Below are 22,751 nucleotides of genomic sequence, written 5' to 3'. Positions count from 1 at the left end.
TCCTTTTACCTCATACATCAAGGATAGACAACACAAGTTAAAGAAAAAGCAGGGCAATTTTAAAGTTTTTCTTAAATTTGACGTCAACCTTATTGGAAGACGGGCAAACGAACTTCGAATAACGTCCGTACCACGTCGCTCTGAGCCGAAATCGTACCGTCATGCTGCTCTACAATATTGCGAGCGATAAATAGGCCGAGGCCTGTCCCACCCTCCTGAGGGGTTCTGGCACGATCTCCGGTGTAATACATATCGAAGATATGCGGCAATTCCTCCGGACGAATATGTCCACCATAGTTAATCACCTGAATGATAACCTGATCTGCATCACGATATCCGTTAATATCCACATACATGCCATCCTTGCCGTGCCGCGCAGCGTTAATCAGCAGATTCTCGAACACACGAGCCAGCAACTCACCATCACCGGAGATGGTAAGTTCAGTGTCTATTTTTAATCGGGTGGTCAGATGATTCTTTTCAAATACAGGATAGAGTTCTTCGTTCATCTGTTTTAGCAGTTCACTAAGATCCAGCGGTGTCTTGTTTATAGGCAGCATGCCATAATTCATGCGGGTAATTTCGAACAAATCATCAATCAGCTTCTCCAGACGCTGTGATTTGGTGAATGCAATCGACGTAAAGTGCCTGACCTGTTCCTCCGTCAGCTGATCATCCTTCATGAGCAGATCCAAATATCCAAGCACAGAGGTCAGCGGTGTTCGCAGGTCATGCGCCAGATTGACAACAAGCTGGTCCTTACTATTTTCAGCAAAATCCCCTCGTTCGACCGCTTCCTTTAGCTTCTCACTTGCCAAGTTTACATCCTCCGCAATCGTACCTAACTCGTCCTTCGAGGAGATCTGCACACGATGCTGAAAGTCACCATTAGCCAAATGCCTGATCCCTGTAGAAATGTCCTTGAAATACGTCGCGTAGGGCTTGGTAAACCAGAAGAAGAATAGAATGGCGAGCGGGATAAATAAGATCAGGAAGAAATAGATATCCCCGATACTTTTCATAAAATGACGATATTCAGCGAGCTGATCTTCTGCCCGGACACCCGAATAATAGGCTTGTAAAAGCTTGTAAATCCCATAAGTGATTGCGCCAGAGGCAAGCATGCTTAACCCTAATAACATAATCATGGTTGTGCGAAAACTTCTTCGTTTAGTCATTAAACGTGTACCCCACACCCCAAATGGTTTTGATAAACTTGTTCTTGTTCACATCTTCTCCCAGCTTTTTGCGCAGGGTCCGAATATGGACCATCACGGTATTCCCGCTCTCGTAATAGGCTTCTCCCCATACCTGTTCAAAAATACTTTCTGCACTGAACACCTGTTTGGGGTGGCTCGCGAGCAGATACAGAATGTCGAATTCCTTCGGTGTTAGTTCCACTGGTTTGCCGTAGAGTGTAACGCGATGTTGATCTGGCGTGATGATGAGTCCGCCCTTCTCCAGAATGGAGCGCTGAGCAGGCGCAGACTGACTGAATTGCAGCGAACGGCGCAACTGGGAGTTAACCCGGGCAACAAGCTCCATTGGATTGAACGGTTTGGTCATATAATCGTCCGCGCCCATCACAAGTCCCGTAATTTTGTCCATATCCGACGTTCTGGCACTCAGGAAAATGATCGGTAAATGATGTTGCTCCCGAATTTTCCGGGTGACCTCGTACCCATCCATACCAGGCATCATAATGTCCAGAATCGCCAAATCTATCGCTTGGGTCTGAACGGCTTGAACCGCCGCTTTCCCATCAAAGGCCTGAACGGTGTGGTATCCTTCTTTTTCTAAATGCAATGCAACCAGGTCAGCGATCTCAACTTCATCGTCTGCGATCAGAATCGTAATTCGCTTCATTGCTTATTCCACTCCTATGTGTGATGCTCAACAATATAACATATTTGAATGCAACAGATAAACCAATGAAAGGAATCCATAGATATGAAACTGGAGCGTTTATTAGCCATCGTGGTACTGCTCATCAATCGTGGGCGAGTACAAGCCAAAGACTTGGCAGATATGTTCGAAGTATCGATCCGGACCATCTATCGGGACATCGATACATTGGGTCAAGCAGGTATCCCTGTGGTGACGTATCAGGGGGCGAGCGGCGGGATAGGTTTGGCAGAGGGCTACCGTCTGGATCGAAACGTGTTAACTGACAAGGACCTTGCTTCTATCGTCACTGCACTGCGTAGCGTGTCAACCTCTCATGCTAATGCGGCGCGTGAGCTTCTAGTCGAAAAACTCAGCAGCATTGTACCTGAATCCAAAAATGACGATTTTCAGGCCAATACCAATCGTTTCATCGTGGATTATTCAACCTGGACGCATCCCGAAGCGCTGAAAATCAAGCTTGAGCTTATCGAACAGGGTATGGATCAATTACGACCCGTAACCTTTACCTACTGCAGTGCGGAAGGTATCCAAACTCACCGAACTGCCGACCCTCATACCATCGTACTCAAGAAGCATTCCTGGTACCTGTATGCTTTTTGTCACGAGCGGAATCAATTTCGCATGTTCAAGCTCGTGCGAATGCAGGATGTCACGCTTGCTGATGAGCGCTTCGAGCGTAAAGTTATTAACCCACAGGACAGACCTTGGCAACAGGAATGGAGCCGTCCGGACAATCAGGCTGGGTTAACCTTGAAATTCCATGCTCGCGTCCGTCATATTGCGGAAGAATGGTTTGGGATCGAGAACGTCATTCCTGATGGGAATGGGTATTACATCAGCCAGGTTGCTTTTCCCGAGGATGCCTGGTTATACGGGTTCATTCTGGGCTTCGGCGCGGACGTTGAAGTATTGGAACCTCAGCATATTCGGGAAGAGATCTGCCGCATTGCCGAGCAAATTGTACAAAATTATATGCCTCAAACTCAAACCTGACAGACAGCTGTCCAGTTCCTCCCCGTATACTTCAGATATATTCAATCTGTACATATACAAGGAGGAATTAATGATGAACGTCACTGTATGTCAAAGCTGCGGAATGCCGCTGACAACCCCTGCTCAATTCGGCACCGAAGCAGATGGAAGCACGACTCGTGAATACTGTATCTATTGTTACAAGGAAGGCACGTTCGAACAGCCTGGTATTTCACTGGAAGGCATGACCGAGATGTGCACTACCATTCTGAAGGAGGAGGGCATGGACGAGGAATCCGCTCGTTCGATGCTGCGTAACCAGCTGCCCTTTTTGAAACGATGGCGTACTACTGCGGCTGATCAACATGCGGAATTCCTAGCGGGGAACTCAGCTGCTGCTACTCATCCTGGTCAGGTAACAGCAGATAAACTGTACTCTGCCCAGCCCGTTCGTTATGTCACGCTCCCAGGCAAGCGTCTTGCTGGCGTATCCGCCCGTACAACCAATGCCATTGAGATGAGTGGCAAAGGCTGTATTCAGGGACTCTGGAACAATTATTTTGCCTCAGAGCACCTCCCTGCACCCGAAGCTGCTCGCTATGGCTGTTACACGGATTACACCGATGGCATAACCGGAGAGTACACCATACTGGTAGGGCATGAGATCAGTTCGGAAGAATCATTACCTGAAGGATTGGATGACCTTCTGCTCCCTCCCGCAACTTACGCGGTATTCACTTCCAGAAAAGGACCCATGGCTGAGGTTGTCGGCGAAGCATGGGGAGCCGTGTGGGCATGGGACAAGCAAAGTGACCGGACCTTCACAGGAGATTTCGAATTGTATGATGAACGCAGCCTGAATCCCGAAAGTGTACAAGTGGATATATACATCGCTGTTCGACAAAGTAGATAAAGAGTACGATATACATCTCAGACAGAATCAAAGTTAATTCGCATCCTTATATCACATCAGCTGCCGAGTTTGCTCGGCAGTTTTTTGTCATATCCGGAACTACATAACCACCTGAGCAACCCGACTATGGTACCAAGTTAGTTAGCATGCTTTGCATCATTCAACCAGATAATATGCCTCATATGCAGGTACCATTGACTTTCATGAAATTGGGACTATTCACTTAACAACCGATTCTATCCTCCCATATCAAACCGTTCATATCAGGTTCTTTACTCCTGAATTTTCCTAAAACCGTTTACATCTTCTCAATACGGGGTAAAATCACTACAACCCAATTGGAATTGTGCCTTAAACTTATCATTTCGTCTAACAAGTCATATGTACCTATAGGTGCATCAGGAAACATAAACAGTCGAAATACATAACCTGTATTACATCATATTAATTGCATATTCAACATGCATTAAAGGAGGAACCAAGATGATCCGCATGCCTATTCAGCAAATGATCCCGTACCACCACCAATATCCGCGCAACACGGCGACCACTGCTCCCAAAAAGGAGAATGAGAACACTCAAGGCCTATCCTTTCATGAAATTCTGCAGCAAAAAATGGCGAAGAAAAATGCTTCTCCTTCCCTTAGATAAAAATGGATACCAGACCCTAGTCGAGTCAGGTTATCAACCGTCTTTCCGCAGCTTGGCGGAAGGGCGGTTATTGGCGTTGAGCAACAAACAACTGTACAGTCCTCCGTCATGTTTCTATAATAATTAGAATACTTAGGAGATCGATAACATATATGAACTGCAAAAGGGGACTTAACTTATGATCACCATTGGTTGTTTTCACGCACACTATTCCAACATCGCTTTAATTGAAGAGACGCTTGCTCCTTATGAAGTTGAATTGGTCCATTACGTCGATCCAGGTCTGGATCGCCTTAAACATGACGCTGACTTTTCCAATGTAGTTATACGCGATAAAGTAGCTCAGACGCTCCACTGGATCGCTGAGTGTCATGCAGATGCCATTCTGGTCACCTGTACCCTGTTTGCGACCGTACTGGAGCAGGAAGCCAAACATATTCCTGTGCCTGTGATCGGCATAGATGATCCATTATTGCAGAAGATGCGGCAAATACCGGAAGAATACATCGTAGCCTTCACCAACCCCGCAACCATTGAAGGAACGATGGCACGGGTGAATCAGGCGTTACAGCAAGAGAATGAGAATGGACAACTACACGTTTCCCAGACACCTCAGACGGAAGCGGTGTGCATTCCGGGGACATTCGATTTGATTATGCGCGGAGATAAGCATGGGTATCACGAAGCAGTACGTGAAGGATTACAACAGATTGCTGAGCAGCATCCCGGTAAAAGGGTAGTCGCAGCCCAGCTCTCCATGGCTCCTGCAGCTGCACAGGTTTCAACAGACACAGGCATTGAGATCCATAGCCCGTTGGCATTGCTTGCGACGTATTTGGAAAAGAATTTGGGATTAGTTCTTCGATGAACTCGCCTATTAACTAACACCACTAATATGCGTTTCCTCTATATTGTTGGTTTAAAATAAAATCATGTCATGGAACAAAAAAGCCGTTCTTCTCTGCAATGACAGAGAGAAACGGCTTTATCTATATGTCAGACTGCCCAGCTTACGCTTTACCAGCGTCTAGGAGCGTGTCCGATATTCCTCGGCCTTTTCCTGCATGCCCGCAGCTACAGCCTCATTCTCGGACAATCCTTTGTCCGCCGCAAAGGCACGGATGTCCTGCGTGATGCGCATGCTACAGAACTTCGGTCCGCACATGGAGCAGAAATGAGCTTCCTTGGCCCCTTCTGCCGGAAGTGTCTCATCATGGTAGGACAGTGCCCGTTCCGGGTCCAGCGACAGGTTGAACTGGTCCCGCCAGCGGAACTCAAAACGCGCTTTGGACAGGGCGTCATCACGGCGCTGAGCACGCGGATGGCCTTTTGCCAGATCAGCGGCATGGGCTGCGATCTTGTAAGCGATAACCCCTTCCCGCACATCATCCTTGTTGGGCAGGCCCAAATGCTCTTTCGGCGTAACATAACAGAGCATGGACGTGCCGAACCAACCAATCATGGCCGCCCCAATGGCGGACGTGATGTGATCGTATCCCGGCGCGATGTCGGTCGTCAGCGGCCCCAGCGTATAGAACGGTGCTTCCTGACAGATCTCCATCTGCAGATCCACGTTCTCCTTGATCTTGTGCATCGGCACGTGACCCGGGCCTTCAATCATCACCTGTACATCGTGCTTCCACGCAATCTGCGTCAGTTCTCCAAGCGTCGCCAGTTCCGCCATCTGTGCTTCATCGTTGGCATCGTAGATGCTGCCTGGACGGAGTCCATCTCCCAGCGAGAACGCCACATCATACCTTTTCATAATCTCGCAGATTTCTTCAAAATGAGTGTACAAAAAATTCTCCCGATGATGCGCAAGGCACCATGCTGCCATAATGGACCCACCGCGAGACACAATGCCTGTCATCCGCTTGGCCGTCATCGGGATATAACGCAGCAGCACGCCTGCATGAATCGTAAAGTAGTCCACGCCCTGCTCTGCCTGCTCAATAAGCGTGTCACGGTATATCTCCCAGGTCAGCGCTTCCGCTTCGCCGTTCACCTTCTCCAGCGCCTGATACAGCGGCACCGTACCGATTGGAACAGGCGAATTGCGGATGATCCATTCCCGGGTGGTATGAATGTTTTTGCCTGTGGACAGATCCATCACAGTATCCGATCCCCAGCGTACCGCCCAGGTCATCTTCTCCACCTCTTCCTCGATGGAAGAAGATACAGCAGAGTTGCCGATGTTGGCATTGATCTTCACATGAAAATGACGACCGATCAACATCGGCTCACTCTCCGGGTGATTGATGTTAGACGGCAGAATGGCCCTTCCACTCGCCAGCTCCTGACGCACAAATTCAGGCTCCACACCTTCACGAATGGCGGCAAACTCCATCTCTGCCGTAATCACTCCCTGTCTCGCATAATGCATCTGGGTCACACAGCGTCCTGGCTGTGCCCGCAGCGGTTTACCGCGTAATCCAGGGTACTCCTCGGCTCCTGCTCTCTTTCCTCCGGGTTTCAGTCCGTTATCTTCCGGTTTAATTGCACGACCTTGGTAAGCCTCGACATCGCCACGCTCTGTGATCCAACGGGTGCGCAGGGCTGGTAGACCTGCACGGATATCCGCATGAAATGCGGGATCGGTCATGGGGCCGCTCGTATCGTAGACACGCAGCGGTTCGTTATGCTCCACCCCTTGGGGAGTATTCGTGTCATGAAGGGCTATCTCACGCTCCGGTACAGCAATGTCCGGCCGTGAGCCCTGAATGTAGACTTTGCGGCTGCCCGGAAAGGGCTGAACCCTTCCGGCCGCTCCTGTTTCCTTTTCCACCTGCTGACCGTTATGTTCCTGTTCCATCGCTTGTTGTCCCGTTTGATTTCCTGTACTCATGTCGCTTGTCTCCTCCTCAGTGTTTGTTCGCTTGGTTTTGGGTTCACATCATCATTAGCTCGCTTACGTACCTGTCCCAAATCATGCAGAGTGCAGAGAAGAAAGAGCGATCCTATACCAGACCAGAGGAGACATCATTCATGTACAGGTAACAACAGACTGAAGGCTGCCACAGATCATGGATCTATGGTGACTTCTCTCTCATCATCCAAGCCCACTTTCGCAGGTTATTGAAAAAGCAGTCCATGGAGTGTGTGTTATATCGCCCGTTCACTGTATATAAAAAAAAGCCGGTCCCCGAAGGAACCGACTTTAATGTCCATCACCAATAATGCTCCTTATGCAGCTCCATAACGGAGTCCTGCAAGAGTCACACATGTGGTGGTTGTGGTCATATCGCCGATTACTTCCCTACGCTGGTATGATCCAGATCAGGTGCAAAGGGTCCGGAATCTCATGCGATTCCGTCTCAGTCCGGACAATTCGGACTCCCCCAGTAACGTTAACAAGTTGCGGCATACATAAGCCGCCGTTCATATTCAATGAAGCTGGCCCCGCTGGGCCGTCCATTACAGAGTAGCGCAACCGGAACATAAAAACAACCTTTATTATTCCAGAACACCAACTCAATTGGAGAAAAACCTTACAGCAACATCAGGATAACATGAGCCCCATTTGCGTAGCAGCATCCTTCAACACAGGTGCGTATTCATGCAATGTCTCCTGCGAGAGTCGACTGACAGGCCCTGAAACCGAGAGGGCAGCTGCAATATTGCCTCTGCGATCCATAATCGGTACTGATACGGCGGCAGCCCCCGGCTCACGTTCCTCATAACTCGTGGCATATCCGTTATCCCGGATGTCTCCCATCTGCGCCAAATACACCGCTGGATCAATAAACACCGGCCATTCCGGCCCGTTCATCAGTTCTTCACGATCCTCGTCGGTGGCAAACGCCATCAAGACTTTGCTGGACGCACCCACAGAGAGCGGGAGCCTAACGCCGACGGGAGCAACACGGCGAATCGCCTGATCACTTTGCACAGCCTGAATCCGAATCCGTTCACTGCCATCACGCAAATACAGACTCACGGTCTCTCCCAACCGGTCTCTCAGTCGCTCCATCGCCGGCAGCAGCAGAATCGCCGGATCATCACTGCGGGACATATGAGCCGACAGCTCCCAGATTCGGATGCCAAGTCGGTATTTCTCTGTTGCCGCATCCCGGATGACAAACCCTCGATCCTCCAGCGTAGCCATCAAGCGATGCACTGTGCTTTTGTGCAGGCCAATCTGGCTGGCAATCTCGGTGAGTCCCAGATCACTGCGTGTGGTAAAACATAATAATATATCCAGCGCCCGTTCTACAGCCCGGACGGTTAACTTGCGATCTTCCATGGCATAATGCCCTCCTCATGTTTCATCACATGAAACTTGGTTACATAAATTATATGAGAAACGGTCTCATCTGTAAACCAAAAAGAGCCAAAATCAGAATAGGCAAAAGTGTAAATTTTTCCTTTTTATAAGACTTAATCCCCTGTAATTTACACACTAAGGTAATGTTACCCATATATCTTAAGAACTATATAACAATTGCGTAACAAATGCCCTCAATCAATTGACTTTGGCTATATTGGAACATACGATAAAGATATATTACTTTAAGATATCGCTCTGAAGCAGGCTCTGAAATAGACGCAATTCTCTTTTCATGTCGTTGTTATCTTCAACCGAACTTCAAAGGAGGGGCATTCATGTATCCAACATCCCAGAGCGAAGCCCCGCTGCAAACAAAAGTGTCCGATCTGCCCTCTTCGCTATCACCCAGGCTGATTCGGTTCAAACATATTATCGTAGCGTTGCTGCTCTCCGTTGTATTTTTCCTACTGTTTTGTTTTATTGCACTGCATGGTTATATCGCATGGGTATTATCCAATCCAACCGTAGCGCCTGTCTTCTCCAATCCGATGCAGGCCAAGAACATGAAGTACGAAGATATCACGTTCCCGGCAGCAGATGGCAGTCGGACGATGCAGGGATGGTATATTCCTGCTGACAATACTGCAAGCAAAACGATTATCTTCAGTCATGGCTATGGTGCCAACCGCGAAGAAACATGGGTACCTATGTACGATCTGGCCCACTATGCCCATCAACTCGGGTTCAACGTGGTGATGTTCGATTACGGTTTTGCCTCCCAAGTAAACAAAGCCGTAGCCACAGGTGGCAAAGCCGAGTCACAACAGTTGCTCGGTGCCATCCAGTTTGCCAAACAGCGCGGTGCGCAGGAACTGGTTGTCTGGGGCTTCTCCATGGGTGCCGGTACGGCGCTTCAAACCGGACTGATTACACAGGAAGTGGATGCGATGATTCTGGACAGTACGTTCCTGCTTGAGCCGGATACGCTGTACCACAACATTCATAACCAGATTGATCTGCCGCGTCAACCTACACTGGAGATCATGAACCTGTTGTTCCCTGTTCTGAATGGTACCGGATTGCAACAGATTCCGTATCAGGAAGTAAAAAAAGAGGACTACCCGTTCCCGATCTTCTTCATCCATGGTACGGAGGACGAGAAGGCGCCTTACCCGATCGCAGAGCAACTCGCGGCGAACCAGACCAATCCGTACTCGGATGTATGGATTGTCCAGGACGCGCATCATGAACTTATTTTCCGAGAACACCCGAAGGAATATCTTCGCCGTGTCTCTACGTTCCTGAGTCATGTAACGAAGACAAGCAGTGACGATGTGCAGAACACGAATAATGGAGAATGACCGTATTTTAACAATCGAGTTATTCGTTGATTCTTGAGCCCTCCGGGGCTCTTTTTTTGCGTACATAGGACAACAGGCCAGCGGAATATACTCTTGGGACGCATTAAGCGACGGTCTGAGCATGCAAAAAAATTCATCTGAAGGAGGTCCACCAGATATGAACTGGTATGGATATGGTCACCTGCTGCCTCTGCGGACATTGGAGGAAATCCGTTTCTGGAAAGAGCAGGAGAAAGAACATACGCTCGTCATTCGTGCACTGGTCCCTGAACTGGAGCCCCCATACGTTAAGCTCCTGGAGGAATGGGAGGCTACTTTTGAGAACAGTGAGAGAGTAGCGCATCAGCTATTAAAGCAACTATTACCAGGAACCCATCCACCCGCCCCCTACATGATTGGTTGTGTTGATAAACTCGTATCGGCTGCCCGCCAGCAATCAAGGGAGTTCATCAAACAGCTATATGTTCTTCTGGAGCAAAGTGCTGCTGTTCAAGCTGTTCCGCTTGCCGAAGCACTCATTTTGCATTTTATCCGCGAATCGGAGTATTTCCTGGGCGTACTGGATACACTCAGTCAACCTGGGATCATGCGGGATTCGACCACAGAGCAATCTTTCTCATTAGAAAATGCGTTGCAAACAACGATTTCAGGGAACGTCAATCGAGAGGCCACAGAAGTTCCATCTTCCGTCGAAGGAAACGCGAATGCTCCTTCTCCTTCTGCACATATACAATCAGCACCCGTCCAACCACCTTCTACTGGAACAACTCAAACCACGCCTAACTCTACAGCACCTCCAGTAAAAGAAAAGCCGGTTCCGATTGGTGGACACACACTACCTCCCCTCCCCTATGCATACAATGCGCTGGAGCCGCACATTGATGAGCTCACGATGCGTATCCATCACGATAAACACCATCAATCCTACGTGGACGGACTGAATGTAGCGGAGAAGAAGCTGGCTGAGTCGCGGAAAAAGAATAACTTTGAACTTATCAAGCACTGGGAACGTGAACTTGCCTTCAATGGGGCAGGTCACTACCTGCATACGATCTTCTGGACGATTATGAATCCTGCTGGCGGTGGCAAACCTTCCGGCATGCTCGCAGAGCAGATCAAGCGGGATTTCGGTAGCTACGAAGCATTCAAGAACCAATTCACGGAAGCCGCGAACAAAGTAGAAGGAAGTGGCTGGGCGATGCTTGTCTGGAGCCCCAGAGCACACCGCTTGGAGATTTTGCAGGCAGAGAAACACCAGAACCTGTCCCAGTCTGACATCGTTCCACTCCTACCCCTTGATGTATGGGAACACGCCTACTACTTGAAGCATCAGAACGAACGTAAAAAGTATATCGAGGACTGGTGGAATGTCGTCTACTGGCCGGCTGTGGCCGAACGTTACGAAACGGCACGCAAGTTGTTGTGGTCGCCTTACTGAGATCAGGATAAGAATGTATGTAAAAAAGAGATATCTCCAGCCGAATGACTGAAAGATATCTCTTCTAGATTACAAAAAAAAGCAAGTCTCCTGTAAAAGAGACTTACTTGTATTTTGAGAGACTTCCTGTTTCAAAATGCTCACTTAAGAAGCACAGCCCTCGCACGCCACATAGTTGTCGCCAACCTGTTTGCTAATGGCGATCAGATCGCCCAACTTGATATCAGCTTCATCTGTAAACTCCAGATCGGCAATACGTGCAACGATCAGTGTAGCCGCCTCTTCCTTGCTTGTTGCCATTTGGCTGAACTCAGACTTTTCGCCTGTAGATACAACCTCATATAAGTACGTATATCTCAACGTTTCCATCCTAACACTCTCCTTCCGAAATCACATCATATCATCTCTATTACCCAATTCCAAGTCCAACTAAAAAGAACTTAATCATAGCGCAGCTTCATCTGCTCAGCTGTCAGGCGTACTTCTTCAGAGCCAACGCTAAGCACTCGGTTAGTCTCCGCCAGTGGGTAGCGATCGCGCAGTGTTCGAACCAATGAGGCGGTATATGCCGCTGCAGAAGGTACACCTGCCAATTCCTTCAGACTGGCCATCGTGCCAGGCTGAACATCGGGATATCCTTCACTCGCCCCACCTGCTGCATGTTGATAAAATTGACGCACATCTGCTGCCAGTTGATCTCCTTGACCTTCTACGATAATAAAAGCAGTAATGATATACGCTTTGGCTTGCCTCCGCTGGGCAATACCACAGAATTTCAGTCCACCTACACTGACATCATAATCCCCCGGGCAAAAAGCACCCTGCACTTCACCTGTCTGCGCCTGATTCGACCATGGTGTTAGCGACTCCGCAATAATCGAAGCCATCTCCCGAAAATCATCATGGATATTGATGGCATGTCCAGGGTTAGACAGAATCAGTGACACATTGACGATCCCTGGATTTAGAGGAACCGCCGCTCCACCGGAAGGCCGAACACACACCGCTGTACCCTGGCTTCTTATCCGTTCCATCGATTCTACAGCCTGTGGCAGCCTGCGGTCACGCAAACCCGCTACAAAGGCATCTGGATGTCGCCATATATGCGCAACAGGCTGATGCCCTGCCCCGACCCGCCTGCACATGACTTCTTCCCATGCAAAAACTTCGAGCACGCTGCTGCCGTGTCGCTTGAGTGGTGTCTCCCAGATTTGCAAACGCATTGTATGTTTATCCGCTTGTAGTCCCTTTTCCGGCTGAACCGGTTGATCTGAATGGGAAGGTACACTCATCGTTCCATTACCTCCGGCTAACGAATTCGGTTGTATGCATTATATGAATGAAAAAAAACGCCATATATAAATAAGCCGGTTCCCCAGGGAACACGGCTTATTTATATCACATCCTGTGGCTTCAGAAACTGCCGCCTCCAAAATCAAACCTAATGGTTGGTTCTGCACACAGCAGCATGAATGAAACCCATGGATAATTCCATCCGGCTTGTCCAACGAGTGGACATAGCTGAACTTAATCTTTCACCAAAGACAAGAACTCGGCACGTTGTGCCGGATTCTCACGGAAGGAACCCCGTACAGCAGACGTTACCGTCTTGCTTCCCGGTTTCTTCACACCGCGGGAACACATACACAAGTGCTCGCCCTCCACAACGACCATAACACCGTGTGGCTCTACGGCCTCTGTCAAAATGTCAGCGATCTGTGAAGTAATACGTTCCTGAACCTGCAGGCGACGTGTTACCGCTTCGACCAGACGAGCCATTTTGCTCAAACCGACGATTTTGCCGCTTGGTACATACCCAATGTGCACCTTGCCAAAGAACGGCGCCATATGGTGCTCACATTGACTGTAGTAGACAATATCTTTAACGATAACCAGCTCTTCATGATTCTCGTCAAAAGTAACACCGAGTACATCGCGCGGGTCTACTTCATATCCGCCAAAAATTTCTTCATACATTCGGGTCACACGTGCAGGCGTTTCAAGCAGCCCTTCACGTGTACTATCTTCTCCGATCAATTTCAGGATCTGCTCTACATGATACTCGATCTTCTCCCGATTGTCGGACACTTTTGAATTCATATAATCTTTAACGCCAGCCACTGCCGAACGCCTCCTTTCGAACCACATACTTTAAGAGGTTGTTCAAAAAGTCCGCTTTTGATTACGAAGGATGCCTGGCGGCATCATCAACGTCGAATATGGAATTCAGCCGAAATGTCCGTTGCTCACGTAGTTTATCCTACGCTCCGCTACTCCATTTCTAGCTTCATCCCATCTTCTCGGTACTGAAAACCCAACTTTTTGAACACGCACTTTAAGCAGTTATTCACTTCACTGCTATTATTTTCGGCGGCCCGAATTTTTACGCGCAGGATGTTGTTGCGGCTGGGGCATTTTTGCTCCTGGCTGCTGGTTCTTCATCATCTGCTGGGCACGCTGCATTTGCTTGCCGTTCAGGTTGTAGCCCATTTGCTTCGCCATTTTCTGAAGCATGTCCGGATTGCTTTGCATTTTCTCAAGTTGTTTACGCAAGTAGAACACCCCGATGAAAAATCCCCCGACCAGACCAACAATCAATGTAATAATCGGTATAACAATATCCATCTCTTAGACACCTCTGTATGCATTCTAAAAAGCCTGATAATCCGTGTCACTTCATGATGTTAAACGCACATGTTGCAAACCTGACACAGACCGGATTTCCTGAAAGTATCATAGCATTTCCGCACGCCTTGAGCAAACGGATTTTCCAGTTGAACCGACCGCAAGCTAACTCATGACAGCTTCAATGAAAACGGTTGTATGCTGGGCCAGATCGATTTCGACCACATCCAGAGAATAACGTGTACTACCGCGTGCCACTCGGATTACAGGTCTGCCTGGCAATCCCCGATGCTGACGCACAATGACTCCCGTCTCTTTGGTAGACAGCCTCACGGCTGTACCATTGGGATATACCGATACACTCTTGTTGAACTCAATCAGAATGTCTCGATCCAGCCTGGTGTTAGACATTGCCATCATCTCTTCACAGGCTTCATGTGGCAACAGGCTGTCCTGCGATAATCCATTAATCAGATTATCATAGATGTTAGCCGCACTAACGATTCTTGCAAACAGATGGATATCATTTCCCTTGATGCCTCTCGGCATACCTGTGCCATCTACATGCTCATGATGTTGTAAGGCTGTATGGGCGACCAGCAGACTGAACTCCCGCTTGTTCTTAATCACTTCGAATCCGCGCCACGTATGATGCAGCGAAGAATTGGCAGCAGAACCACTGCCAGGGGGTTCCCCCACTTTGCCAATATCATGCAATAATGCCCCCACAGCAAGATCCTTCAGTTGATTATAGTTGAGTCCCATATTCATTCCGATGACCGAAGATAACAAACATACATTCATCGCGTGAACATACTGCGCATTGTCTTTGGTGCGAATATCGGTGAGCTGCACCAGCAACTCACGCCCGTTCAGAACATCATTCAGCAACTTGTCTATACTGAGAGCTACCCTTTTTGGACTCCAATCCTTCCCGGAACGCACCGCTTCAAGTGTGACACTCATTTCGTTAATTATTGCCCGTTTTGTGGTTTCATCCAGAATGTCTTCTGAATCCACATCTTTGTAAGCTTCATCCTGGATGTACAGCATGGTCACGCCAATACGTTTCAGCGTATTGACCATATATACGGTGAGCTGGACTCCGGCAGACAGCAGTACCGTACCATTACTGGAATATACCGTCTTACCCAGAAGCTCCCCCGCTTCCACGCTCTCCACGTTTACATACTTCATGAACGTCCCCCGCTCTTACGATCGCTGCTCCAAAGCGAGCAATTGCTCCTTGGTTTGCAGACCGCCTACATAACCCACCAGTGTGCCGTCTTTACCGCTGATGCGGTGACAGGGAATAATAATCGGAATCGGATTCTTGCTAATGGCGTCCAGAACTGCACGAACAGCCTTGGGCCTGCCGATGATTTCCGCAACCTGTTGGTGTGATAAGGCCTCTCCATAAGATATATCGGACAGAACTTGCCATACTTGTAGCTGGAATGGTGTTCCAAGCCGATCAAGCTGCAATTCGAACGTCTTTCTTTCTCCTGCAAAATACTGTTGCAACTGCTTTGCAGCTTCGCTGAGCTTCTCTTCATTTTTCTCATATCGATACTCGCCAATCCAGGTACGGGCCCATTGTTGCAGGTGAGCTTCGCGTACGTGAAAGGCGCCAAAGTCGATGTGACACAGTCCTTCATCCGTAGCACATAACGTTAATGTACCAATCGGTGTCAGTACCTCATCGTAGTATACAGGCTTGCCATGAAGCCCCGTAACTGCTGAAGGCTTCCACGCTGCGGCTTCCGGTTTGGCAGGCTGTGCAGATTGCTCACTCCCCGGTTCAATCGCTACTTCCATTTTCAACTCCTGTTGTAATGCCTGTAAAGAATTTTGCTCGTTATTCTTCTGTTCCTCTGGCTGTTTCTCGCTAACTTGCTCAGCCTGTGGCTGTTTGGGTAAGGTCTCGGACGAACTCAGTCGCTCCTCGGCCTTCTGCAGCATGCTTAGTACGTTCCCATCTTGTTCGTTAGCGGCAGCTTCCCCAATTGCTCTCATGGCGTCTTCTCCTCCAATTCTGCTTAGCGCCCAGGCTGCAGTTCCCCGTAGCTCAGGGCGCGGATCACGTTGTAGTACTTCTGTAAGTTTGGGTACAGCACTTTTGTCTTTGAAATTGCCCAGGGCAATAACGGCGTTGCGTTGAATTGGCTTCTTGCCACGCCATGCGGCGGAACTCTGACCGAAACGTTCCTTGAACTCCCGGTTGCCAATATCCAGTAGCGGTAGCAGCAGCGGCTTCACAATCTCTGGATCGGGATGAAACTCGGGATGGTGGTCCCAGTTCTTGCCCCGGTTCTTCGGACAGACAATCTGACAAGTATCACAACCGTACAGACGGTTACCAATTTTCAGCATAAATTCTTCATCCACGAACCCTTTGGTTTGGGTTACAAAAGAAATACACCGTGATGAATTTAACTGTCCGGGCCCTACTAACGCTCCTGTCGGACAGGCATCGATACATTTTGTACATTCACCACAGTCCTCAGTTACAGGTGTATCCGGCTGGAATGGAATATTCGTCACCAGTTCCCCAAGAAAAATCCATGAACCGAATTTGGGTGATATAATGGCACAGTTCTTGGCGCTAAAACCAATCCCCGCACGCTGGGACACCGCACGATCCACCAGCGCTCCGGTGTCAACCATACTTTCGATCATGGCTTCAGGTACGCGCTCCCGTATGAAATTAACCAGCTTGTCCATGGCTGTACGCAGGACCTGGTGGTAATCCTGCCCCCATGCGGAACGGGCAAAGATCCCCCGATAGGCTCCCGGCTCCGACTTCGGCGGATTCACCATCTTCGATGGGTATGCCACGGCTATCGCAATAAGTGAAGCGGGCTCGCCTTCCTTCAACTCCGGACGTACCCTTTTCTCAAGATCAGGCTCTTCAAATCCGGACTCATACCCTTTAGCCCGATGTTGTTCGAGTATGGATTTTAGTGTTACGAAGGGTTCTGCCGAAGCAAATCCGATATCATCAATGCCCAGTCCGGGGCCAGCTTCCTTGATCTCCTGTTTTAACTTCTCCCATACGGAGGCTGCCTGTGCCGCCCCGGTCTGTACGCTCGTCATTTCTCTTTCCTCTTTTCTTCCGACACTTATTCCGTAAATAGTGAACGCCCGCCTCACGGTAAGAGAGGACAGGCGTTAATTTCTGTATATGCCTTGCATACTTGGATTCAAACGGAACGAGTCTATATAATTTAACGCAAAATGCGCTCTGAAGTTGTTGTCTCGCCAGCATTTTACAATTTTTTCAATTCAGAAAACGGCCAAAAAATAAATTCAGCCTTGCCTACAATCTCATCGGATGTAATACTGCCAAATACTCGGCTATCCTTACTTTTACCTTCATGACGATTATCCCCCATCACGAAGAAATGATCCGGCTCCAGTGTAATTGGGCCAAAATCCGGGTCTTGTACCTCAATATCCGTATACGTTTCCGCCTGCTGCTCGCCGTTCACATATAGATGGTGATCCCTGACCTCAATCGTATCTCCCGGCAGTCCAACGATCCGTTTAACCAGAAAATCCTTCTTCTCCACGCCTTCGCTTGGATCACGAAGTACAATCACATCAGATCGGGAAGGTGTACCCAGATGATATACGATTTTGTTGACGAACAGACGATCTCGCTCAACCAGTGTCGGCTGCATGGACTGTCCCTTGACCATTGACAGGTTGAACACAAACAGGTTCAGCAGCATCATAATTACAAAAGCTACAACAATCGTTTTGACCCAATCCCACAGCTCAGCAACCCAGGATTTCCCCGGTTGTTCAGGCTTTGGCGGTTCATTACGTTGGTCGGAAGTCACATGTTCCATTGAAAGGTTATTGGAATTCAAAGGGACACCTCGTTTATCAATTAGTTGAATCAAACGTGTAAAATGAATGATCATACTCCCTTTCAGTCTACTTCATTTGAGAGAGTGAAACAATTGGTTATGAGCACCAATACCTTGGGTATCACGAGCATACCCGGAACAAACGCATGGATTTAACAGAACTCGAAGACACCGGAGTAGTATAAGAAGGATGCGAAAACAGGAGGAATAATACGTGAAGAACACTCGTATAAATAGAAAGGCACATCCCTCACGTTATTACACGCTAAAGATATGCCTAATATGAAATGAAAATCTTTTTTTATTTCTTTTTTAAACATGCAAACTAAGCTTTTGACAAAATACTAAGATTCTGGAAAGCGCTCATAATCTGATTGGCACCGTAACCCATTGCTTCATATAGAGGCATAGCTACTTTGTTGTGCTCATCACCCGCAACCCATACTTGGCTGACTTTACGCTGCTGGAACCTTTGTTCCATAGCCTCGACAAGTGTTTTGCCGACTCCACGGCGACGATAGTCTGGATGTACCGCAATACGGTAGATGCAGCCCTGGTTGTGATCAATCGTACCGATCAAAGCGCCGACGAGGTCTCCCTCTTCTTCCGCAACCATGATCAGGTCAGAATCCCATGACAATTGACGGGCAAACGGGCCCATCGTGTTCTCATAACACTCTTCCGATAGTGCAACCTGGAGAAGCTCCGTCATCTGGCTTGCATCACTCAACTGAAAGGAACGAACGTGCATGTCTTAAATCTCCCTTTTCGTTAGCTTAGATGAGGTTTTTTACAAAAAGGGATTCCCCTTTTACCAAAAACCCAATGTTCATATAATGACAAAAAACGAGAAAATACCGCTTCTTCGTCAATTAAACCATACTTTTCTCCATAAAACACGCATTTTCTTTTGAAAGCGCTTAATTGTAAACGTTTACAATGAAATCATTCATATTTTCTCTTTTATTTCTACTAAAATAACATAAATATATTCATAAAGGGCAAAATATGTTTGTTATCTCTGGCCCTTCATTAGATCAACGCCTCGGGGTACTTAATAAACAAAAATGTTGCTTAATTAGCCCGAATGCGGTTTAATATTAGTGGCAAGGGTATTAATACATATGTACCTGATCAAAAAACCTAAAATCTCAGGAGGTATTTCATTATGGCTTTTCAATTACCGGCACTTCCTTACGCTAACGACGCACTGGAACCACATATCGATGCAAAAACGATGGAAATCCACCACGATCGCCATCACAATACTTATGTAACCAACTTGAACGCAGCTCTGGAAAGCGCTCCTGAACTGCAAGAAAAAAGCTTGGAAGATCTGATTGCTAACCTTGATAGCGTACCTGAAGGCATCCGCACAGCGGTTCGCAACAACGGTGGCGGCCATGCTAACCACAGCTTGTTCTGGGAAATCATCGGACCTAACGGCGGCGGCGCTCCTACAGGCGATATCGCAGCAGCTATCGATAGCGAACTGGGTGGCTTTGATAAATTCAAAGAAGATTTTGCTAAAGCAGCTACAACTCGCTTCGGTTCCGGCTGGGCTTGGCTCGTAGTTGGCAAAGATGGCAAACTGTCCATCACTAGCACACCTAACCAAGACAGCCCTCTCTTCGAAGGTCTGACTCCGGTTCTGGGTCTGGATGTATGGGAGCACGCTTACTACCTGAACTACCAAAACAAACGTCCTGACTACATCGCCGCTTTCTGGAATGTAATCAACTGGGATGAAGTGAACAAACGTTACGCTTCTGCAAAATAAGACGTTGACCTTAAACGGTTAACATATTAAAAAGAGCCTGGATTGGTCATCATGACCGATCCAGGCTCTTTTGCTTTCATATCTTCAATTATTCAGTAACATCTTCATAAGCTCCAGCAAAATAACTGCTGATTAGCTTCAAGAATATGTTAGGGAATGCCATCTTCTCCATATCTTCTGGACCGATCCAGCGGTAGGTCATGCCATCGCCTTTACCTGTCAGTACATTTTGTCCTTCAGGAGCGCTCGGCTCCGATGAATGCGTTGCAGCTGACGATAAGGCTGTGCTCTCTCCTGCGGCCGCCTGTGCATCGTAGGCGGCTCTCGCTTCCGCTGCGATCAGCGGAAGCTCACTGCTCTGGTCCTGCTCGGTACACTTGTACACCTGCAGGCTCCAGACAATGTGGCTGAACACATGCTCCGCATGGGTAGCCAGCCCTTCCGGGCGGGCAGCGAAGCCTTCCGCCCACAGACTGCCGGCCAGCAAAGCCATGGCCGGCTCATCCGCCAGCGGCGCCGCCTTCTTGCCGGCTGCAGCGGGCGCCGCGAGCACATGCGGCAGCTCCCACATGCGGGCCAATAGGCCCGTCTCTGGGCGCTGGCGCACAAGCACTTGGCCGCGATGATCACCGCGGCCCTCCACAATCGCGACCAGCCGCTGCTCAGGGCGTGGCGGCTTCGCCTTGGTCTTGACCGGCAGTGTAAGCTCTCTTCCGGCTATACGTCCGGAACATTGCTCCATGACCGGGCAAGTCAGGCAGTGCGGCGCTTTGGGTGTACACACCAGCGCGCCAAGCTCCATCAGCGCCTGATTGAAATCACGCGCCCGCCCTTCCGGAATGAGCTCTCCTGCGAGCTCTTCCATCAACACCCGGGTGCTGCCCTTCATAATGTCCTCATCGATGAGGAAGTATCGGGACAGTACCCGCATGACATTGCCATCTACCGCAGGCTGCGGCTGGTTGAAGGCAATGCTGAGAATGGCCCCGGCAGTGTATGGGCCAACCCCTTTTAATGCGAAGACGGCTTGCTTGTCCTGCGGCATCTCTCCTCCGTGCAGCTCCATGACTTGTCTCGCAGCTGCCTGAAGATTACGTGCACGGGAGTAATAACCGAGTCCCTCCCAATTTTTCAACACATCCTCTTCGGGTGCCTCCGCCAACGCCTGCACCGTCGGGAAGTTCCCGATAAAACGATTGAAATACGGAATCACCGTATCGACCCGCGTCTGCTGAAGCATAATCTCCGATACCCATGTAAAATACGGATTGTTGTGGCGACGCCACGGCAAATCCCGTCGGTTGACCATATACCAGTCCAGCAAATTCACGCTGAAATGTCGTTTCTGTTCCATTAAACCCATTTTTCCGTCCTCTCCTATTGCCAAGCTAACTACTTCTCCATCTGTTCCACGATCGCGAAGGCCGCTGCCAATTCCGTCTGATGCGTAATACTCAAATGAATGTCATATTGCTTATCGTATGGCAGCTGCAGACGTTCCCAGGCTTGACTGGACAGCGAGGCCACTGGACGTCCTGTATCATCGGGCAGCACTTCAATGTCAGTGAAGCCCATAATGCCACCAATACCGCAGCCAAACGCCTTAGACACCGCTTCTTTCGCTGCAAATCGACCAGATACAAACTCCGTCATCCGCTTCCCCCGATGAACCGCAATCTCCCGCTCTGCTGGCGTTAAAATTCGTTTCATAAAAGCTTCCGCATGGCGACCGGACAGCAGCTTGCGCATACGTCCAATTTCCAGCACATCATTGCCAATGCCATATATCATCAACGCTTCACCCGCTTAATCTTTTATACTGTAAGAGGTTGTTCAAAAAGTTTCATCTTCTTGGTACTGAAAACCGCTCTTTTTGAACATGCATTGTAAAAGATCTCCATTCGATCATATGATCCGTAACTCTCCGAACACGTATTCTATTGTAGCAGGAGGGGCGCTCAGAAGCGAGTACCTATCCGCATTACCATATATGCTAAAATATGAATCAGGAATCGTCTAAAACTCTTAGGAGGTCTGGATATGCCCATAACTTTTGAATTGCCCACTGACGTAGATGCGATCATTCGCGGGGACTTTTTCCCTGCACAACAACCCGCTCAAGGGGTCATCATTCTGGCTCACGGATACAAAGGCTTCAAAGACTGGGGCATGTTCCCCTACGCAGCTTCACAGCTAAGCAACACGCATCATGTGCTAACCTTCAATTTCTCTCACAACGGTATCGGCGAATATCTGGAGCAATTCTCTGAACTTGAAAAGTTCGCAGTGAATACCTACAGCCGGGAGCTTGCTGATCTCGCCCTGGTGCTTGATTATGTGGCTACACAACCTGAACTCGCTGGACTTCCTGTATACTTGGTTGGACATAGCAGAGGTGCAGGTGTAAGTCTCGTCTATGCACTGGATCATCCCGAGCAGGTGCAAGGGGTAATCTCCTGGAATGGTATAACCAACCTGGATCTCTTTACAGCGGAGCAAAAAGAAGAAATGCGCACATATGGCCGCAGCCATGTCGTTAACGGACGTACAGGCCAGCAGATGCCACTGGACGTGTCTATTCTGGAAGACCTGGACAAGCATAGCGAACGTTACGCTATCATTGATCGCTTGGCTTCTTCAACTTTGCGAGTCGCACTCATTCAGGGAACAGCGGATGGTCAACGTCTGCGTGACGGTTCTGCCACACTTGTGCAAGCACGTCCTGATATCCCATGGCACCAGATTCCTGAAGGGAACCACACCTTTAATACGGTACATCCATTTAAAGAAACCACTCCGCAACTGGAGCAAGCCGTCACCCAAACCCTGCAACAGATCAAAGACTGGAGTAGCTAACTCATCTTTAATATAGTAGTCACCTGGATTTTTGCGGTTTCTCGTTCCACATAGCAAAAAGAGTCACTGCGTGAGCAGTGACTCTTTTTGCATTCCCTAAGAGGG

General features: G+C 48.7%; 22 protein-coding genes and 1 riboswitch. Of the genes, 8 read left to right on the top strand and 14 right to left on the bottom strand.

Going from position 1 to position 22,751, the window contains the following annotated elements:
• Nucleotides 1–89: 89 nt before the first annotated feature.
• Together AC1S8V_RS03590 and AC1S8V_RS03585 are read right to left on the bottom strand one after the other, a co-directional pair.
• Entirely contained in the window at nucleotides 90–1,178 is a 1,089-nt protein-coding gene (locus AC1S8V_RS03590; protein WP_482072459.1) for a sensor histidine kinase, read from the bottom strand.
• Entirely contained in the window at nucleotides 1,171–1,866 is a 696-nt protein-coding gene (locus AC1S8V_RS03585; RefSeq protein ID WP_482072458.1) for a response regulator transcription factor, read from the bottom strand. Before AC1S8V_RS03585 ends, AC1S8V_RS03590 begins: the two co-directional genes overlap by 8 nt.
• An 84-nt stretch (nucleotides 1,867–1,950) precedes the next feature.
• On the opposite strand from AC1S8V_RS03585, the gene AC1S8V_RS03580 reads away from it, so the two are divergent.
• The 4 genes from AC1S8V_RS03580 to AC1S8V_RS03565 all read left to right on the top strand — a co-directional run bounded on the left by AC1S8V_RS03580 (nucleotide 1,951) and on the right by AC1S8V_RS03565 (nucleotide 5,312).
• On the top strand, nucleotides 1,951–2,901 hold the full coding sequence (locus AC1S8V_RS03580) for a helix-turn-helix transcriptional regulator (protein ID WP_482072457.1): 951 nt from the start codon (nucleotides 1,951–1,953) through the stop codon (nucleotides 2,899–2,901).
• A gap of 70 nt (nucleotides 2,902–2,971) precedes the next feature.
• Nucleotides 2,972–3,793, top strand: a complete 822-nt coding sequence (locus tag AC1S8V_RS03575; protein WP_482072456.1) for a zinc ribbon domain-containing protein — start codon at nucleotides 2,972–2,974, stop codon at nucleotides 3,791–3,793.
• 483 nt (nucleotides 3,794–4,276) lie between these two features.
• Nucleotides 4,277–4,444: a hypothetical protein gene (locus tag AC1S8V_RS03570; RefSeq protein ID WP_017690769.1), complete on the top strand. Its 168-nt coding sequence runs from the start codon at nucleotides 4,277–4,279 to the stop codon at nucleotides 4,442–4,444.
• Nucleotides 4,445–4,622: 178 nt separating this feature from the next.
• Nucleotides 4,623–5,312 (top strand): hypothetical protein, encoded by a 690-nt coding sequence (locus tag AC1S8V_RS03565; RefSeq protein ID WP_482072455.1) that lies wholly within the window; start codon nucleotides 4,623–4,625, stop codon nucleotides 5,310–5,312.
• 159 nt (nucleotides 5,313–5,471) lie between these two features.
• On the opposite strand, the gene thiC is transcribed toward AC1S8V_RS03565, so the two are convergent.
• Both thiC and AC1S8V_RS03555 read right to left on the bottom strand, forming a co-directional pair.
• A complete protein-coding gene (gene thiC / locus AC1S8V_RS03560; RefSeq protein WP_482074377.1) occupies nucleotides 5,472–7,256 on the bottom strand; it encodes a phosphomethylpyrimidine synthase ThiC in 1,785 nt (594 codons plus the stop codon).
• 424 nt (nucleotides 7,257–7,680) lie between these two features.
• Nucleotides 7,681–7,794, bottom strand: a riboswitch (TPP riboswitch).
• A 149-nt stretch (nucleotides 7,795–7,943) separates the two neighbouring features.
• Complete coding sequence (locus AC1S8V_RS03555) at nucleotides 7,944–8,687, bottom strand: IclR family transcriptional regulator (RefSeq protein ID WP_017690772.1); 744 nt, start codon at nucleotides 8,685–8,687, stop codon at nucleotides 7,944–7,946.
• Between the two features lie 359 nt (nucleotides 8,688–9,046).
• On the opposite strand from AC1S8V_RS03555, the gene AC1S8V_RS03550 reads away from it, so the two are divergent.
• Both AC1S8V_RS03550 and AC1S8V_RS03545 read left to right on the top strand, forming a co-directional pair.
• A complete protein-coding gene (locus tag AC1S8V_RS03550) occupies nucleotides 9,047–10,072 on the top strand; it encodes an alpha/beta hydrolase (protein WP_482072454.1) in 1,026 nt (341 codons plus the stop codon).
• A 157-nt stretch (nucleotides 10,073–10,229) separates the two neighbouring features.
• Nucleotides 10,230–11,510: a Fe-Mn family superoxide dismutase gene (locus AC1S8V_RS03545; RefSeq protein ID WP_482072453.1), complete on the top strand. Its 1,281-nt coding sequence runs from the start codon at nucleotides 10,230–10,232 to the stop codon at nucleotides 11,508–11,510.
• Between the two features lie 144 nt (nucleotides 11,511–11,654).
• On the opposite strand, the gene AC1S8V_RS03540 is transcribed toward AC1S8V_RS03545, so the two are convergent.
• The 8 genes from AC1S8V_RS03540 to AC1S8V_RS03505 all read right to left on the bottom strand — a co-directional run bounded on the left by AC1S8V_RS03540 (nucleotide 11,655) and on the right by AC1S8V_RS03505 (nucleotide 18,761).
• Complete coding sequence (locus AC1S8V_RS03540) at nucleotides 11,655–11,879, bottom strand: hypothetical protein (RefSeq protein WP_145326466.1); 225 nt, start codon at nucleotides 11,877–11,879, stop codon at nucleotides 11,655–11,657.
• A gap of 71 nt (nucleotides 11,880–11,950) precedes the next feature.
• Nucleotides 11,951–12,802: a lipoate--protein ligase family protein gene (locus AC1S8V_RS03535; RefSeq protein ID WP_482072452.1), complete on the bottom strand. Its 852-nt coding sequence runs from the start codon at nucleotides 12,800–12,802 to the stop codon at nucleotides 11,951–11,953.
• A 235-nt stretch (nucleotides 12,803–13,037) separates the two neighbouring features.
• The gene (gene folE / locus AC1S8V_RS03530; RefSeq protein ID WP_062837627.1) at nucleotides 13,038–13,631 is read right to left on the bottom strand and encodes a GTP cyclohydrolase I FolE; all 594 of its coding nucleotides are present in this window, start codon (nucleotides 13,629–13,631) and stop codon (nucleotides 13,038–13,040) included.
• Between the two features lie 240 nt (nucleotides 13,632–13,871).
• Nucleotides 13,872–14,135 (bottom strand): YneF family protein, encoded by a 264-nt coding sequence (locus AC1S8V_RS03525; RefSeq protein ID WP_145326468.1) that lies wholly within the window; start codon nucleotides 14,133–14,135, stop codon nucleotides 13,872–13,874.
• A gap of 165 nt (nucleotides 14,136–14,300) precedes the next feature.
• Complete coding sequence (locus AC1S8V_RS03520) at nucleotides 14,301–15,332, bottom strand: HD-GYP domain-containing protein (protein ID WP_482072451.1); 1,032 nt, start codon at nucleotides 15,330–15,332, stop codon at nucleotides 14,301–14,303.
• 15 nt (nucleotides 15,333–15,347) lie between these two features.
• Nucleotides 15,348–17,231: a tRNA epoxyqueuosine(34) reductase QueG gene (gene queG, locus AC1S8V_RS03515; RefSeq protein WP_482072450.1), complete on the bottom strand. Its 1,884-nt coding sequence runs from the start codon at nucleotides 17,229–17,231 to the stop codon at nucleotides 15,348–15,350.
• Between the two features lie 173 nt (nucleotides 17,232–17,404).
• Complete coding sequence (gene lepB / locus AC1S8V_RS03510) at nucleotides 17,405–17,989, bottom strand: signal peptidase I (RefSeq protein WP_482074376.1); 585 nt, start codon at nucleotides 17,987–17,989, stop codon at nucleotides 17,405–17,407.
• Between the two features lie 346 nt (nucleotides 17,990–18,335).
• On the bottom strand, nucleotides 18,336–18,761 hold the full coding sequence (locus AC1S8V_RS03505; protein ID WP_145326471.1) for a GNAT family N-acetyltransferase: 426 nt from the start codon (nucleotides 18,759–18,761) through the stop codon (nucleotides 18,336–18,338).
• A gap of 417 nt (nucleotides 18,762–19,178) precedes the next feature.
• Between AC1S8V_RS03505 and AC1S8V_RS03500 the strand changes: the two genes are divergently transcribed.
• The gene (locus AC1S8V_RS03500; RefSeq protein WP_145326472.1) at nucleotides 19,179–19,790 is read left to right on the top strand and encodes a superoxide dismutase; all 612 of its coding nucleotides are present in this window, start codon (nucleotides 19,179–19,181) and stop codon (nucleotides 19,788–19,790) included.
• A gap of 88 nt (nucleotides 19,791–19,878) precedes the next feature.
• Here AC1S8V_RS03500 and mutY read toward each other — a convergent pair whose 3' ends face one another.
• Together mutY and acpS are read right to left on the bottom strand one after the other, a co-directional pair.
• The gene (gene mutY / locus AC1S8V_RS03495) at nucleotides 19,879–21,153 is read right to left on the bottom strand and encodes an A/G-specific adenine glycosylase (RefSeq protein ID WP_482072449.1); all 1,275 of its coding nucleotides are present in this window, start codon (nucleotides 21,151–21,153) and stop codon (nucleotides 19,879–19,881) included.
• Between the two features lie 29 nt (nucleotides 21,154–21,182).
• Nucleotides 21,183–21,581 carry a holo-ACP synthase gene (gene acpS / locus AC1S8V_RS03490; protein WP_482072448.1) on the bottom strand — a complete coding sequence of 133 codons (399 nt, stop codon included), beginning with the start codon at nucleotides 21,579–21,581 and terminating at the stop codon, nucleotides 21,183–21,185.
• A 249-nt stretch (nucleotides 21,582–21,830) separates the two neighbouring features.
• Here acpS and AC1S8V_RS03485 point away from each other — a divergent pair, with 249 nt between their 5' ends.
• The gene (locus AC1S8V_RS03485; protein WP_482072447.1) at nucleotides 21,831–22,646 is read left to right on the top strand and encodes an alpha/beta hydrolase family protein; all 816 of its coding nucleotides are present in this window, start codon (nucleotides 21,831–21,833) and stop codon (nucleotides 22,644–22,646) included.
• Nucleotides 22,647–22,751: the final 105 nt, after the last annotated feature.

Source organism: Paenibacillus sp. B46(2026) (assembly GCF_056786355.1).
Note: the sequence above shows the minus strand (reverse complement) of the source record. Positions and strands in the feature narration are given on the sequence as shown.